The 15,970-nt window shown below is 60.3% G+C and carries 12 protein-coding genes; all 12 read left to right on the forward strand.

The features are described from left to right. Positions 1 to 53: 53 nt before the first annotated feature. Entirely contained in the window at positions 54 to 776 is a 723-nt protein-coding gene (locus NVV90_RS08810) for a flavin reductase family protein (RefSeq protein WP_258440775.1), read from the forward strand. After that, entirely contained in the window at positions 777 to 1,991 is a 1,215-nt protein-coding gene (locus NVV90_RS08815) for an alpha/beta fold hydrolase (protein WP_258440776.1), read from the forward strand. 55 nt (positions 1,992 to 2,046) lie between these two features. Beyond that, complete coding sequence (locus NVV90_RS08820) at positions 2,047 to 2,835, forward strand: enoyl-CoA hydratase/isomerase family protein (protein ID WP_258440777.1); 789 nt, start codon at positions 2,047 to 2,049, stop codon at positions 2,833 to 2,835. A 55-nt stretch (positions 2,836 to 2,890) separates the two neighbouring features. After that, positions 2,891 to 3,508 carry a CGNR zinc finger domain-containing protein gene (locus NVV90_RS08825; protein WP_258440778.1) on the forward strand — a complete coding sequence of 206 codons (618 nt, stop codon included), beginning with the start codon at positions 2,891 to 2,893 and terminating at the stop codon, positions 3,506 to 3,508. An 83-nt stretch (positions 3,509 to 3,591) separates the two neighbouring features. Then, complete coding sequence (locus NVV90_RS08830) at positions 3,592 to 4,521, forward strand: sulfurtransferase (RefSeq protein ID WP_258440779.1); 930 nt, start codon at positions 3,592 to 3,594, stop codon at positions 4,519 to 4,521. A gap of 1,769 nt (positions 4,522 to 6,290) precedes the next feature. Then, complete coding sequence (locus tag NVV90_RS08835) at positions 6,291 to 7,337, forward strand: LacI family DNA-binding transcriptional regulator (RefSeq protein ID WP_258440780.1); 1,047 nt, start codon at positions 6,291 to 6,293, stop codon at positions 7,335 to 7,337. A gap of 136 nt (positions 7,338 to 7,473) precedes the next feature. Beyond that, positions 7,474 to 8,745: an ABC transporter substrate-binding protein gene (locus NVV90_RS08840; protein ID WP_258440781.1), complete on the forward strand. Its 1,272-nt coding sequence runs from the start codon at positions 7,474 to 7,476 to the stop codon at positions 8,743 to 8,745. A 59-nt stretch (positions 8,746 to 8,804) separates the two neighbouring features. Continuing rightward, on the forward strand, positions 8,805 to 9,767 hold the full coding sequence (locus tag NVV90_RS08845) for a carbohydrate ABC transporter permease (protein WP_258440782.1): 963 nt from the start codon (positions 8,805 to 8,807) through the stop codon (positions 9,765 to 9,767). Next, positions 9,767 to 10,651: a carbohydrate ABC transporter permease gene (locus tag NVV90_RS08850; protein ID WP_258440783.1), complete on the forward strand. Its 885-nt coding sequence runs from the start codon at positions 9,767 to 9,769 to the stop codon at positions 10,649 to 10,651. The genes NVV90_RS08845 and NVV90_RS08850 overlap by 1 nt, the downstream gene beginning before the upstream one ends. Before the next feature lie 8 nt (positions 10,652 to 10,659). Next, positions 10,660 to 11,985: a family 1 glycosylhydrolase gene (locus tag NVV90_RS08855; RefSeq protein WP_258440784.1), complete on the forward strand. Its 1,326-nt coding sequence runs from the start codon at positions 10,660 to 10,662 to the stop codon at positions 11,983 to 11,985. Then, entirely contained in the window at positions 11,967 to 13,496 is a 1,530-nt protein-coding gene (locus tag NVV90_RS08860; protein WP_258440785.1) for an alpha-N-arabinofuranosidase, read from the forward strand. The genes NVV90_RS08855 and NVV90_RS08860 overlap by 19 nt, the downstream gene beginning before the upstream one ends. Positions 13,497 to 13,583: 87 nt before the next feature. Further along, positions 13,584 to 15,698, forward strand: coding sequence for an RICIN domain-containing protein (locus NVV90_RS08865; RefSeq protein WP_258440786.1), 2,115 nt, complete (start codon positions 13,584 to 13,586; stop codon positions 15,696 to 15,698). Positions 15,699 to 15,970: the final 272 nt, after the last annotated feature.

Genomic DNA, 15,970 nt, shown 5'->3' on the forward strand with positions numbered 1-15,970 from the left:
TTCCTCTTGGGAACGCCAACATACACACTGACAGGGAAAGACACAGGCCCTCCATGATCATCAATAGCGCGGACCTCGACGCCACAGACTCCTACAAACTCCTCATCGGAAGCATCATTCCCCGGGCGATCGCTTGGGTGAGCACCATCTCTCCGGAAGGTGTGGCCAACCTTGCGCCCATTTCCTTCTTCACGGCGGTGGGACGAAAGCCGCCAATGGTGTCCATCTCGCTGCAGCCACGCTCAGACGGCAAGACCCTCAAGGACACGTTCGTCAACATCCGCGAAACGGGGAACTTCGTGGTTAACGTGGCCACGCTTCCACAGGCTCACGCCCTGCACTCCTCCGCCTTCGAATTCCCGTCTGGCGTCGACGAGTTTGAGGCAGTGGGGCTCGAAAAAGAGGCCTCGCAGGCCGTGACAGCACCCAGGATCAAAGACGCCCCTATCGCGATGGAATGCATCGTTAACCGCATCATTCCCGTGGGCGACATGAACGATCACGTCGTCTGGGGCGAAGTGGTCCGCTTCCACGTCAAGGACGAGCTGTACCTGGAACGGGGAAGGATTGACACTGCGGCGGTCGCGGCTGTGGGCCGGCTGGCGGCTGAATACACCCTGGTGGAAAACGTGTTCACCACACCCCTTGAGGACGAGCTCCTCAAGTCCAAACACAAACAGCGCATGGCACGCCTGGACGGTCAGCCGGATGACTGGTCGCCAATTAACACTGCAGCCTGGTCGCCGTCCGGTTCCACCCTCACCAAGGAGCAGTAAGTGACTACCGTAATTGAGCAGTTGCAGGAGCAGGATCCCTCCCTGACAACCACGGGCAGCGGCGATGTGGCCGTGCTCTTCATCCACGGTTTCCTGGATGACCAGAGTGTCTGGGACGACGTCGTCTCCGAACTCGCCGCCGCGGACGCCCAACTGCTGAGGCTGGACCTGGCAGGGATGGGGGACCGGAGCGGGGATGAGGGCCCCTATAGTCTGCAGCGGTATGCCGACGACGTCGCCCGCGTCGTGGCTGGGCTGGACAAGCCCGTAGTACTCGTCGCGCAAAGCATGGGGACGCTCGTGGCCGAGCTCGTGGGTGTCCGCCACCCGGACAAGGTGCTGGGCGCAGTATTCGTTACGCCCGTTCCCTTGGCAGGGACGCACCTTCCCGAGGAAGCTGTCAGCTCCTTCCGGAAGCTCGGTGGGGACGTAGAAGCACAGCGCGGGGTTCGGATGTACCTGGGCGGCGGGCTGGACGAATTCGGCTTGGACAAGCTCACCTATATAGGCAGCCGCATCCGCCCGGAAGTGGTGACCCACCTCGTTGACTGCTGGAACGAGGGGATCCCGGACGCCCCGGAGAAGAGTGAATTTAGCTCACCTGTATTAATTATCCGCGGTGAAGCCGACGGTTTCGCCACCGCTGAACTGGTATCTTCAGCGGTCGCCCCACGATTCCAGCACGTGAAGGAGGAAGTACTCAGCGGGGCGGGCCACTGGCCCCACGTCCAGCAGCCCCAGAACGTGGCCGGACTCATCGGCCGGTTCCTGCAAGAAATTTCTGAAGGATCTGCCGCTGCACCCGGCGGGGCCGGCGCTCAAGGCTGGATCAACGCCTTTGCCAGCAAGTCCGCGGACGACTTTGGCGAGGCCTTCCACCGCGACGTTGTCCTTGAGGCTTCTGTCATTCGGTCTCCAATCACCGGCCGGGAGAACGTCAAAACGGTGATGAGCGCAGCCAGCTCCATTTACGAGTCCCTCGAGTTTACGCAGCAAACCATTAATGGTCAGCGCACCTATCTTGAGTGGCAGGCGACGGCGTTCGGCGGCCTCAAGCTCTACGGAGTCACCATCCTCACCAAGGACGAGAACGGTCAGATAGTCTCAGCCGCCATCCACCACCGCCCTCTTGACGCAGCGCTCCGCTTCTCGGCTGAACTCGGTAAACGGATCGGGAAGGCCGTAGGTGAATCCCGTTTCTACTCCGCCGACTGAATCGTGCAGCACTCAGCAGGTTAGCCGTACCACTTCAACGAAAGGGCCTAAGCCAATGACCCACCTGACTTTCACTGTCCAGGATCAGATTGCCACCATCGTCCTGGACAATCCGCCCCAGAACCGAATCGACCTTCAGATGGCGGATGAACTTTCCGAAGCTATAACCGCCATCGGCAGCAGTGACGCCCGTGTGGTCATCGTTCGGTCTGAAGGGGCGGACTTCAGCTTCGGAGGTGACATCATGACGTGGCCGGGCGCCGAAACGCGGGAACTGCGTGCCTTGTTTGAGCGCTACATGTCAGTCTTCAACCAGCTCGAATTGCTGCCGATGCCGGTCATCGCCGAAGTTCAAGGTCTTTGCTTCGGAGGTGGATTTGAACTCGCTCTCCGTGCCGACCTCATCTTTGCCGCAGAGTCAGCGGAGTTCGGGCATCCAGAGCAGACTCTTGGCATCGTTACCCTCCTGGGCGGCATCTATCGGGTGGCAGAGAGGGCGGGCAAGGCGCGGGCAGCAGAATGGGCCATGACCTCGGAAAAAGTGCCGGCGTCGGAAATGAGCCGCGCCGGAGTAGTGAACCGCGTCGTTTCCGAGGACAAGCTCCGGGAGGAAGTCTTGGCGTTTGCGCAGCGAATCGCTACCGGTGCCACGCGGGCGTACGCCGCGCACAAGGCACTGCTGAGGACCTGGTCGCTGGGCGGTGTCGCTGCAGCAGACCAGGCGATGTTTGATATCGCCATGCCCTTGTTTGAACGCGAAGACACCCAAGTGGGGCTGAATTCAGCAGTGGAAGCTCTTAAGGAGGGAAGGCCGCGGCCCGTGTTGGAATTTCAAGGCCGCTGAGGCCTTTAAGCTAGTGGTTGGCCAGGTGCCCTAGAAGCTGGCGAAAGAGGATGCAGTGAGCTACTGGAACGCGACGCAGCGCTATGACATGGAAAGTGCTCCTGGCGGGCTCGGTTTTGTGCATGACCTGCTCAACACGAAATCCGCTGGAAAGCCGCGAAGGTCCGACTTATTGCTTGACCTTGGGCTCGCTCAGGCCTGGGTGGATGCCGGGCTGAAACAGTGGGCACTGGCAACCGGCAGGCGCTATGTCGAAGTCAAACTTACCGAACGCGACCTGGAACATCTGCGGTACTTTCGTGACGAACTTGCCAGCACGCTAAACGCCGAAGGGGACCCTGACGCCGTCGTCAGTTCCGACGTCGACGCCCTGCCCACAGTCTGGACAACCGCCACGTCCCTGAAGCTCAAATCCAATGGAATGGTTCAGGCAGAACCGCAGGGGGCGGGAGCCGGACACATTGAATCCCTGGCCATGACAGAGATTTTCCAGGCCCAACTCGCGGGAACCTGGCACCGGCTCAAACTATGCCGCAGCGAAAAATGCCGGGTTGCGTTCTTTGACCGTTCACGCAATAACAGCGGCGTTTGGCATGACGTGAAAATCTGCGGTAACCCGGCGAATCTCCGAGCGCACCGGGCGCGAAAACATGAATCAAAGCTCGTGAATTGACCCCATCCCCGTTCGTGGATGAGCAAGCTGGCAGGGGGAGGTCTATTCGCTGACCGGGCTATCAATCCCATCAAAGGACCTCAATGCAAGCCTTACCTCCGGACAATTCTGACCGAATCGCCGAGTACGCACATTCCGATAGGTTGGTCACCGCCGAATGGCTTGTGCAGCACATGGCTGATGACAGGCTGGTCATCGTGGAGTCTGACGAGGACCCGCTGCTGTATGAAGTGGGCCATATACCGTCGGCAGTGAAAATTGATTGGCATACGGACCTGAACGACCAGGTGATGCGCGACTATTTGACGGGCCAGGAATTTGCCAATCTGATGACGTCCCGCGGTATTTCACGGGACAGCACCGTTGTCATTTATGGTGACAAGCACAACTGGTGGGCCGCCTATACCCTCTGGGTATTCAGTCTCTTTGGCCATCCTGCCGTCCGCTTGCTCGACGGCGGGCGTGAAAAGTGGATCTCCGAAGGACGTCCTCTCGAGACCGCGCCGGCGCCCGCCCGGACCGCAACGCCGTATCCGGTGGTCACGCGCGACGACGCGTCCATCCGGGCGTTTAAGAATGACGTCCAGGAACACATCGGGCTACCCCTGATAGACATCCGCAGCCCTGAGGAATACACGGGTGAGCGCACGTCAATTCCCGATTACCCGCAGGAGGGCGTCCTTCGCGGCGGTCATATCCCTGGGGCGCGCAATGTCCCGTGGGCGCGGGCTGTTTCCGACGACGGGACGTTCCGGCCGCGGAGGGAACTCGAGGAGATCTACTTCAACGAAGTAGGCCTGCGAGCCGACGATGAAGTCATCACCTACTGCCGCATTGGCGAGCGTTCAAGCCATTCGTGGTTCGCCCTGACGTTCCTGCTGGGCATGGACAGGGTGAGGAACTACGACGGCTCATGGACCGAATGGGGCAATGCTGTTCGGGCTCCGATAGCGGTAGGTTTAGAAGATCCTGTTTGGGTGAGTAGTCCGGTTACCGTCTCTCCGGAGCCATAGATGGCCGATCTACCCCCCCGCACCTCCAGCCTCGGCACCGTAACTGACTCAGTAGCCTCGGCACCGTAACTGACTAAGTAGCCTGGTGCCAGGAGTCACCAGCAGCCCTCCGTTACCTTTTTTCGTAGCCCGGGTCCGGTTGCAGCATAAGGGTGTGTGGCCGGTCGGTCCCGGCATGGTTTCTGCCCCCAGTCGTTCATGAGCCGGGGGTGTAGTCACCGGACAGACCCTAGTCAGGCGGTTGTATGTCCAAAAGCTCATGAGATGGGTGAAGGAAGGAGGTGTAGCCACATGAACGCATTCACTGTTGGATGGTTCTGCCGGTCACTGGGGCTCAGTCGCGCGCGGGAGGCATCACGCCGAACGTGGGACGGCGCGAACCCGTCAGTCGTCCCAATTTTGCCAGCGCAAAGACAAAACCGCGTTCCCTCAACTGGGGGCGCGGTTTGCGTTGCGGTCTGCGCAAGACGGCGAAATCGGAGTGTGGACAATGTCCACACTTTGGGCCTCGGACTGGGTCGTACAGAGGTCGGATCGGGTCGGATTGCCTTTGTTTCCGCGAGATCCCAGTGTTTGCAAGGGCTTTAGTCCGGTTCGAGTCCCACCTCGGGCACGTGTTTTCCCCCAGGCTGGGGGCCTTTTTGGGGCCTCCAGCCTGTGTACGCTGCACACACAGTGCCGGCGGTGGCTCGGAACGTGTCCTCGCCGCGCTATATGCAGTTGTGGCTGGCCGTTCTTGTGGCCGGGTCGATCCTCTCTTTGGGCGGGCAGTCTGCCCGTTCTATCTGTTCATGGCTAGATCAAGCCGGGGCGACATGACTGCGCAGGTTAGTGGGGGAGCGGTGCTCCGCTGAGTTCTCGTTTTCTTCATACCTGTTCATTTCCGTAGGGCCGGGTGGCCACATGACAAAGCCGCTGCATAGGTAGATCCGAGTGAGGGGCGACTCTAGCAGTTGCGACTTTATAGATTGAAGGCACGCCAGGCTGTACCGAAAGTCGTTTCCGAACGCGGGGCAGTGAACTGACTTTTGGAACAACTTTTGGGACGCTGAAGTTACGCGGATTTCGTCAAGAGAGGGCTGGGGAGTGGCCTCGGAGCGCGTTGTCCCGGTTCCGAGAAAGTGGGACGCTGAGGAGAGGACCGGTTGGGGGCGGACGTGTTTTCAGGGCACTGGTCCCCAGCCGTTGCTTGGGCAGGGGGTAGACGCACCGAGGGCGGTCGGGGTCTTAGGGGCCGGGGAAGGGCAGACCCGATATCCAGATCTTCCAAAACCCAGGACAGGATGCGTTGGAGGCTCGTCTCGATGGCCTGCCTGGTTCAGCTCGCTTTTGCCGTGGTCGCTTCGGCTTCGGTGGGATGGTTCTACATGCCAGCTTTAGCCGCCGGATTGGTCGGAATGCATCCCTCGGCCACGAAGCCCAACTTCCAGGAAACTTGGGAGCTGAGCCTGCCTGACGAGCCATATGCTCAAAGCGTCGGGAGCGCATTAGCCACAAGGCCAGGAGTGATAGCCGAATCATGGCCGGGAGCCAGCGGCGAGAGGTCTGGACCGCCACAGGATTAGAGCCTGACCTGCAGTGGGAACCGACATCAGTGCATCTGTGGTAAGTGACGGTGGCCCCTTTTCCGTATGGTCCCAGCAGATGAGGCATCAGATTCCGGAGACCGCGCCCGCGCAAAGTACAAACGTTGTACCGTGCCCTGCTACCAACGTTGTACCCTGTCATCAGGGCGATTCCGTGCCCTTTGCGCAGGGAAAGGAGCGGCCATGCCTGTCACCATCCGCGACGTCGCCAGGGTCAGCGGTTTTTCCATCAAGACGGTGTCCAACGTCATCAATGGGCACCCGCAGCTGCGCGCAGAAACGCGGGCACGGGTCCAGGAAGCCATCGACCAGCTGGGTTACAGGCCCAACCTCTCCGCAAGGAACCTCAGGTCCGGACGCACTGGAGTCATCGGCCTCATCATCCCCGATCTCACCACGGCCTATTTTGCCGAACTCGCCGACGCCGTCATGCGTGCCGCTGCCGCCAAGGGAATCGCTGTCCTCATTGAACCCATCGGCAGCGGTCGCGAAAACGAGCTGGCCGCCCTTCGCGGCCAACACCGGCACATGGTGGACGGCATCATCTACAGCTCCCTGACCTTGGGATCTGCGGACACTGAAATCCTGAAGGGTGTGGATACCCCGCTGGTTGTCCTGGGTGATACATCCTTCGAAGGCCGGGTGGATCGGGTCACGATGGCAAACACGGCCGGAGCAAAGTCCGCCACAGAGCATTTGTTGAGCATCGGCCGACGCAGGGTTGTGGCCATGGGTGCGCACGAGGGCGATATTGTTGCGTCCGCAGAACTTCGCCTGGACGGATACAAGGCCGCACTCGAAGACGCCGGACTGCCCTTCGATCCCAAGCTGGTTCACTACGCGGATTCCTGGCACCGGAGAGGGGGTGCCGCCGCAATGACCCGGATGCTCGCCGACGGACTGGACTTTGACGCCGTGTTTGCCTTCAATGACACCTTGGCGCTGGGCGCCATGCGCGTCCTTCAGGAGGCCGGGCTGCACATCCCGAAGGATGTTGCAATCGTCGGCTTTGATGACCTGGATGAAACGCGATACTCCTTGCCGACTTTATCCACTATCAATCCACGGCGGGACGAGATCGCCCAGGCAGCCGTTGAGATGCTCCTGCGACGCATAGAGGGGGGCAACGGGCCGGAGGCGAACGAGATCGAAACAGGCTTCTCCCTCCAAATCCGCGAGTCCTCCGGCGGATCCCCGGACAGCGCCTCCCTGGCAACATCTGCCGCCTGAAATAAAAAAGCACTGGGGTCTTGACCCCTTTCGAAGCACGGCGCATGCTTGATACAACGTTTACGTACAACGTTTACCTAAATCGTTGACAGCAGGTTTTGGGGACATGGCTGTCCCATTTCACGAAAGGGCTGACATGAAAAGGTCGCTCGCATTCCTCACCGTCGTCGCAGCCGCATCCTTGGCGCTAACATCCTGTTCGGGCGGGGGCGCCGGCGGGGAAAGCAAAGACGGCGCCAAATCGGAACTCACGTTCTGGCACGGTTACACCGAGGCTGACGGGAAGGTCCTGAACAAGATCGTGGACGACTTCAACGCCTCACAGAGTGAAGTCAGCATCAAAGTGCAAACCAATCCATGGTCGGTCATTGATGACACCCTTTTGCCGGCGCTCTCCTCCGGAAAGGGTCCAGACATCGTGGCGATGCCGGCCGAACGGCTCCCCGTCTACGCCGACAAAGGGGCCTTCGTTCAACTGGATGACTTCTACAAAAATCCGTCCAGCAACCTCGACAAGCTGATTCCCGCCGCCGCGGACATGGAAACCGTCAACGGCCACAAATACGGCGTCCCATCCGGCTTCGTTCCCCTGGCGATGTTCTACAACAAGACCTTGTTTGCCAAGGCTGGAATCACCGCCCCGCCCACCACCTGGGACGAATGGATCGCCGCTGCCAAGAGGCTGACCGTGGATGAAAACAACGACGGCACACCTGAACAGTTCGGCCTGGGTTTGCCTGACCACGCCACCGTAGCAAACGGCGTCTGGCCTTCCCTCTTCTACGGCAACGGCGGAAACGTCGTCAAGGATGGCAAGGCTGTGGTGGACTCGCCGGAGAATGCCCAGACACTCAAGACGTGGGTGGACGCCATCCGGAACGAGAAGATCTCGCCCGCCGGCCTGGACGGTATTGCCGGTGACAAGCTCTTCAGCAGCGGCAAGGCAGCCATGTACCTCGGCGGGCCTTGGATGTCCTCCATCGCCACTGAAAACAAGATCGATTACGGCATTGCCGCCGTCCCTGCCGGGCCTAAGGACCAAGCCGCGTCCGCCATTGGTATTTCGATGGGCATCACAACCCAGAAGGACGAAGCGAAAGCCGCCGCAGCACAGAAGTTCTTCGCCTACTTCCTGCAAAAGGAACAGGCCACAGCCTGGTCCCTGGGTTCCGGCTGGCCGCCCTTGCGCTCGGACATCCCGGCATCTGATGTGGCAGCCAATCCTGTAGTGGAAGCCTTGACCAAACAGTCTGAATTCGGCCGCCCGCTCCTGCCCGGCGTCGTAAACAGCACGGACGTTCTGACCGCCGTGGACAAGCTCACTCAGCGTGCTGTGGCCGGCGAGAACATTCAGGATCTGCTCAAGGAAACCCAGGCGTCAGTCCAGAAGATCGTCGACGCCAAATAGTTGAACGGAACAGGTGCGGCGCCTATCGGGCGCCGCACCGTCCGGAAGGAAGCTCCCAAATGAGCACCATCATGCACAAGAAAACGACGGCGGCACCTAAGTACCGTGCGCCGGCCCCCTTGGGCGGCCGACGCAACCCGGCTATCGGCCAACGCCGCAAGAACATCCAGGCCCTGGCGTTCCTGATCCCAGCACTCTTGGTCCTTGGCGCGTTCACCGCCTGGCCAATGATTTCCGCCCTGCGACTGTCCTTTACCGATGCCAGCGGTTTCGGCAAGGAAAAGTGGGTCGGCTTCGAGAACTACGCCCGCATCTTCACCGATCCCGTCATCCTCAATGCCGTAGTCAACACTGCCCTTTACGCACTGTTGTTCACGCCAATGGCGGTGGCCCTTGCACTCGTTTTGGCGCTGCTGCTGAACGATCCCCGGCTGCCATTTCGCGGATTCTTCCGAACCGCCCTGTTCCTGCCGTTCATTATCAGCCTCGCTGTCGCCGCGATCGCCTGGTCCTACCTGATCGACCCCCAGGTTGGTTTGTTGAACTACTGGCTGGGGAACGCCGGGATCCGAATCGGAAATGTCCTTCAGGATCCCGTCCTGGCCATGCCCGCGGTCGCCTTCGTCGCCGTGTGGAAAAGCTTCGGCTTCTACATGGTCATTTTCCTCGCCGGGTTGCAGGAGATCCCGGGATCTCTGTACGAAGCTGCCAAGGTGGATGGCGCCGGGCCCCTCATGCGGTTCCGGCATGTGACCATGCCGATGCTGTCCAACACCACGGCTTTCGTCTTGATTTTCGCCCTCATCGCAGCCCTCCAGGCCTTCGACCAGATCTATGTGATGACCGGCGGAGGACCCTACGGCCATACCGAAACCGTGGTCATGCAGATCTATAAGTCCGGGTTCCAGAAACTCGACGTCGGGTTCGCCTCCGCACTCTCCTACGTCCTGCTGGCCGCCACGCTGCTGCTCAGCGTTGTCCAGTTTGTTTTCTTCGGAAAACGCGAACGGGAAGGTGACTAATGTCCACCACATTAAGACTGCAGCCCACCCCTGCCCGGGCCGGGTCCAAATCCCGCAACGCCACGAGGTCAAGGCTGAACCGCGCTTTGGTGGTGGTTCTGCTGGGCCTAGCGACGGCCGTGATCCTCTTGCCCATCGCCATCATTATCTTCACGGCATTCAAACCGGTGGCCGAGGTTAACGCTTTCCCGCCGACCCTCACCCCGGGCGCGTGGACCCTGGACAATTTCAGCAGGATTTTCCAGGACCTCCCCTTCATCCGGCTGATCGCCAACAGCTTCCTCTTTGCTGGTGGCGTAACACTCTTTGCCCTCCTGTTCGACTCGCTGGCTGCTTACGCACTGGCCAGGATCGATTTCACCGGCAAGAAGTTCCTGCTGATTGCGATCGTTGCCAGCCTCATGATTCCCTTCCAAGCCACCCTTGTTCCGGTCTACCAACTGGCAAGCGACCTTGGCTGGGTCAACACATTCGCTGCGCTGATCATCCCCCGCGCCGCGGATGCCTTCGGGATCTTCTTCCTGCGGCAGTTCTTCCTGTCCCTCCCCAGGGACCTGGACAACGCAGCCCGCATTGATGGCGCCTCTGAGTGGCGCGTTTATTGGAATGTTGTCCTCCCGAATGCCATGCCGGCCATCTTGACGCTGGGAGTGTTCGTCTTCGTGAACAACTGGAACGACCTGCTGTGGCCGCTGATATTCACCACCGACAAGGACATGGGCACTCTGACTTCAGGGCTGACCCTCTTGACGGGACCCGGCGGAATAGTCCCGTACGGCGTGATGATGGCAGGCGCTCTCGTGGCCATCCTGCCCCTCGCAGCCATCTTTATGTTTGTCCAACGCCGCTTCATTGAGAGCGTCGCAACCACAGGATTGAAGTGAGGAAAAATTTGAACTGGCATCAAGACGGGCGCCTGCATTTCGGCCTCGGAATTGAAGACACCTTCATTCCCCAGGAACGCGCCGGAGAGCGGTCCCTGGACGAATACGAACTCACCCAGCACTACCGCTTCTGGCACCAGGATTTGGGGCTTGCCAAGGAGGCGGGCGCAGAGTTCCTGCGGTGGGGCATTCCCTGGTACAAGATCAATCCCGAGCGCGATGTCTGGAAGTGGGACTGGCTGGACCAGGTGATGGACCGGTTCCAGGAACTTGGGCTGAAGCCCTTGGTGGACCTGATGCACTACGGAACCCCCACCTGGCTGGACAACCAGTTCCTGAACTCCTGCTATCCGGAACGGGTGGCTGACTACTCGGCCCGGGTCGCGGCACGCTACGCCGATACGGTGGTGGACTACACGCCGGTAAATGAGCCCATGATCCACACCCTGTTCGCCGGAAAGTTCGGGCACTGGCCACCCTACCTGGCGGGCGACGACGGCCTCGTGGCCTTGGTGCGGAACCTCTCCAAGGGATTCGTCCTCGCCCAGCAAAACATGGCAGAGGTGCTTGGTGAGCGGGCCATCTTCACCCACGTCGATGCTGGCTTCCGGTTCGTTAGTGACTCAAACAACGGCGAACACGATGATGAACTCCGCCACCTCAAGGCACGCTCCTACCTGGTGGAGGACCTCGTCACGGGCAAAGTGGATGCCAATCACGAACTCACGCCCTGGCTCTCCCGGCACGGAATGACCGACCACGATCTGGCATGGCACCAAGAGAACATCGTGCTCCCGGATGTGATGGGCGTTAACTACTACCCGCTGCACTCCACCGAGATCCTCGAATCTGCGCGTCCCGTCCGTGGTGACATCAACGATCCCCGCGCCGTCCGCAACGACTGGACCGAGGGACTGGCCGATGTCCTGACCACTTACGGCAAGCGCTACGGTGCTCCGGTTGCGCTAACCGAAACCTGCCTCACGGGCTCGTACGAGCGGAGGATCGAGTGGCTTGACGCCTCCGTACGATGCGTTCAGGAACTCCGCGCGGCAGGGCAGGACATCGTGGGATACACCTGGTGGCCGGTAACGGATATGTACGAATGGACATACCGCTACGGAACCGAGCCGCTTGAACATTACCGCCTCACCATGGGCCTTTGGGACCTCGTCGCGGACGAAATCGGCACCCTGCATCGGGTCAAGAACCCCGTCGCGGATAAGTTCCAGCACCACGCTGCCGCAGCTGCCACCAAGCTGGTCGCTGTCCTCACCAAAGAACCCGCATTCGCCTCCGAACAAGAAAGAAGCCCGTGGCCACAGCACGCCTGACCCTCGACCCGCAACGCACCATCGGCACAGTTAACCGCAGGCTGTTCGGTTCATTCGTTGAACACCTGGGCCGCTGCGTCTATGACGGCATTTACGAACCCGGCCACCCACTCGCCGACTCCGCCGGATTCCGGAACGACGTCAAGGAACTCGTCAAGGAACTGGGAGTATCAGCGATCCGGTATCCCGGCGGGAACTTCGTCTCCGGATTCAAATGGGAAGACAGCGTTGGCCCGGTCGAACAACGCCCCAAACGGCTGGACCTCGCATGGCACTCCACCGAAACCAACCAGGTGGGACTGCACGAATTCGCAGGATGGCTGGAGGAAATCGGCAGCGAGCTCATGCTCGCCGTCAATCTCGGAACACGCGGCACCGAGGAGGCATTGGATCTGCTCGAATACTGCAACCTCCCGTTCGGTACCGCCTTGGCCGAGAAACGGGCAGGCAATGGCCACGACAAAGCGTTCAACATCAAAATGTGGTGTCTGGGCAACGAAATGGACGGCCCTTGGCAGATCGGGCACCGCAGCGCCGACGACTACGGCAAGATCGCCTCCCAGACGGCGAAAGCAATGCGCCAACTGGACCCTTCCATTGAACTCGTCGCCTGCGGCTCCTCAAGTGCGGACATGCCCACTTTCGGGGAATGGGAACGAGTGGTGCTGGGGCATACCTACGACGACGTCGACTTCATTTCCTGCCATGCCTACTACGAGATCAAGGACGGGGACCTGGGAAGCTTCCTGGCGTCGGCGGCAAACATGGACCGGTTCATTGACTCGGTCGCCGCCACCGCAGACCACATCAAGGCAGTGAAGGGAAGCGACAAAACCCTGAACATCTCCTTCGACGAGTGGAACGTCTGGTACAACGAACGTTTCGAGACGGTGGACAAGATCACCGGGATCGACAACTGGCCCGTCGCTCCGCGGCTGCTTGAGGATACCTATACCGTGGCGGACGCCGTTGTGGTGGGAAACCTCCTCATTTCGCTGCTCAACCATGCAGACAGGGTCACTTCAGCTTCCCTTGCCCAATTGGTCAACGTCATCGCCCCCATCATGACCGAACCCGGGGGACCGGCCTGGAGACAGACCACATTCTTCCCCTTTGCCCTGACCTCCCACAACGCGAACGGCTCGGCTCTGGACACCGGACTCGAAAGCGAAAAATACGACACCACCGCCCACGGCACCGTCAGGATCGTCGACGCCGCCGCCACCCACAATCCCGACGACGGATCCGCATCGGTCTTCCTCGTCAACCGCAGCTCAGAGCGGGAATCCACCGTCACCATCGACACCAGCCATCTCCGGGACGTGCAAGTACTTAGCGCCCTGACGCTGACCGATACTGACGTCTTCGCCGCCAACAACCTGGCCGATCCACATCGCGTTCAACTCCGTGACCTCGAGGGCACGGAGCAGCGCCCCGGCGTCATCACCCTGACCCTGCCACCTGTCTCCTGGACGGCGCTGTTCCTGACCAGCACCCCGGACAGGGCCTGACACCCTTACAACCTCTGGCCCCACCACTTCCAAGCAGTCATGCCTCACGCCCAACGAGAAGAGTGAGAACCAATGCACCAACAATCTGTGGCTTCAGCCATGCCCAAATACCGGACCAGGCTTCCACGCGCCAGACCCATCATCGCCGTCGTCATGCTTGGGATGCTGGCTGTGCTGGCGGGCCAGTTCACTGCGATACCGTCAGCCGTGGCAGTGACCACCGGCAACGGCGCGCTGGTGTACTCACCGCCGGCGGGATCCTCGTTCAATCCCGAAGGCGGACGCGCGGCAGGCACCACCTACGCCAAGGTCGTCACCCTGAAGAACAACGGGAGCGCCAACGGCACGCAGCTGGCCACCTTCGACAAACTGGTGCTGACAAACGGCGTCCAGACCTATCCGATCCACCGCAGCACCGATAACGGCGCCACGTGGACCAAGATCTCTGAAGTGAATCCAAGCATCGACTTCCCCGCTCTGACGCGGACAGCCCAGCCTTTCCTCTTCGAACTGCCCCAGCAGGTTGGCAACCTGCCCGCCGGCACTGTTCTGCTCACGGGCATGGTAATGCCCGAAGACCGTTCCAGCAGCAGACTTGTTGTGTACAAGAGCTTGGACAAGGGCGTTACGTGGTCCTACCAGAGCACCATCGACTCCGGCGGGCCGGCAGTCTACGATCCCAGCCCCACCTCCACAACAAGTACTGTTTGGGAACCCTCCCTGGCAATCGACGGCAATGGCGGACTCGTGGCCTACTTCTCCGACGAGCGGCAAAAAGCCAACGGCGTGCTCCAAGCCGTGTCCTACCGACGCTCAACTGATGGCGGCCTCACCTGGGGCGCACTCGGCAACGTTTCTGCACCGCCGAACAACAGTGACCGCCCGGGCATGATTACAGTGACCAAGATGCAGGACGGCCGCTATTTGGCCACCTTCGAAGTGGTCAACCGTCCCAGCCAGTCGCAGAACACAGCGCCGGTCTACTTTAAGATCTCGCCTGATGGCCTGAATTGGTCACCTGAAGCGAGCATCGGCACAAAAGTAGCTCTCAAAGACGGACGAGGCATTGGGTCCTCCCCGTTCGTCAAGTGGGTTCCCACGGGCGGACCTAAAGGCATGGTCATCATCGCCTCCAAATGGTCACTTGATACGGCCGGAAACATCGACGGCGGCCAGAACTTCTACGTCAACTACAACCTCGGCGACGGCCCTTGGGAAAGGCTCCCTCATGCCGTCACCTACGACGCATCCGATACTCAGGGCGGGTCCTTTACCGGCTTTGCCCAAGGCTTCGACACCAGCGTTGACGGCAGGACGCTCTACCAGGCCACGAACGTTGAAAATCCCGCTACCACGTACAACGACGTCCGGGTCGGCTCAATCCCCCTGGACGCCCAGCAGTACGAAGCCGAACGCGCAGTCCGGCAGGATGCAGCCCTGGTGAACGATCCTGATGCATCCAACGGCTCAAAAGTAGGCAACATCAACAATGCCGGCAGCTCGGTCACCTTCACGGTGAGGGTGCCTACAGCAGGAACCTACACACTGAATATGCGCTACACGAACGGAACCGGAGCAACCAGCTCACACGTCGTCAAAGTCAACGGGGGCACATCGAGTACTTTGAATTACCCGGCGACCGTCGACTGGGGACGCTACGGTTGGGCGCAGATGAGTGCTACTTTGACGGCCGGAGCCAACACCGTGTCCTTTACCAAGGGAACCTCCTCCGCCGAACTGGATGTCCTCCAGGTCTTCAACCCTTCCGGAAGCCTGGATCCGCAGTTCCGGGTTACCAACCGCAACAGCGGCAAATCTCTGGAAATACTCAGCGCCCTAACAACCGATGGCGCGGGAGCCGGACAATGGGCCGATACCGGCAATGCCACACAGCTATGGAACATCAAACAAGCCAGCGGGGGAATCCAGCTCACCAACGTCAACAGTGGCAAACTCCTTGAAATTGGCTCGGCAGCCACCGCCGATGCAGTTCAGGCGACCCAGTGGGGCCCCACCGGTAATCCAACACAGGTCTGGTCGCCGACCGTTAGCGGCGGCTGGTGGAAACTCGCCAATGCCAACAGCGGGAAACTGCTGGAAATAGCTGGTGCGTCGACGACCGATGGCGCCCATGCACAGCAATACACGGCCAACGGCTTCACCTGCCAAGAATGGAAACTAACCCGCGAAGGCATCCAATAACGCTTTCTTCCAATCCGCGACTTCTCAAGAGGTTGGCAATGGTCGAGGCGCCTTCCGCTCAGCAAGACCGAGCGGAAGGCGCCTCGCCTGCGTCACTGGATCCGGCTCCGTCATAGCAACCATGAGATGAAGTCACAGCCCCCACTTCCATGGTCCGCGACCTACCCAGAGAACTCGGACGCAGTCTCGGGCACGTACGAAGCCTCTGCCGAAATTCAGAAACGGACCATAGACTCCTCCTCGCAGTGCCTTTCGACGTGGAAGAAGAAGGC

It is taken from the genome of Arthrobacter sp. CJ23, from assembly GCF_024741795.1.
GTDB lineage: Bacteria > Actinomycetota > Actinomycetes > Actinomycetales > Micrococcaceae > Arthrobacter.

Coding starts and splice junctions, on each gene's coding strand:
- NVV90_RS08810 (WP_258440775.1), top strand. CDS start 54: ATGATCATCAATAGCGCGGACCTCGACGCCACAGACTCCTACAAACTC.
- NVV90_RS08820 (WP_258440777.1), top strand. CDS start 2,047: ATGACCCACCTGACTTTCACTGTCCAGGATCAGATTGCCACCATCGTC.
- NVV90_RS08830 (WP_258440779.1), top strand. CDS start 3,592: ATGCAAGCCTTACCTCCGGACAATTCTGACCGAATCGCCGAGTACGCA.
- NVV90_RS08835 (WP_258440780.1), top strand. CDS start 6,291: ATGCCTGTCACCATCCGCGACGTCGCCAGGGTCAGCGGTTTTTCCATC.
- NVV90_RS08840 (WP_258440781.1), top strand. CDS start 7,474: ATGAAAAGGTCGCTCGCATTCCTCACCGTCGTCGCAGCCGCATCCTTG.
- NVV90_RS08845 (WP_258440782.1), top strand. CDS start 8,805: ATGAGCACCATCATGCACAAGAAAACGACGGCGGCACCTAAGTACCGT.
- NVV90_RS08850 (WP_258440783.1), top strand. CDS start 9,767: ATGTCCACCACATTAAGACTGCAGCCCACCCCTGCCCGGGCCGGGTCC.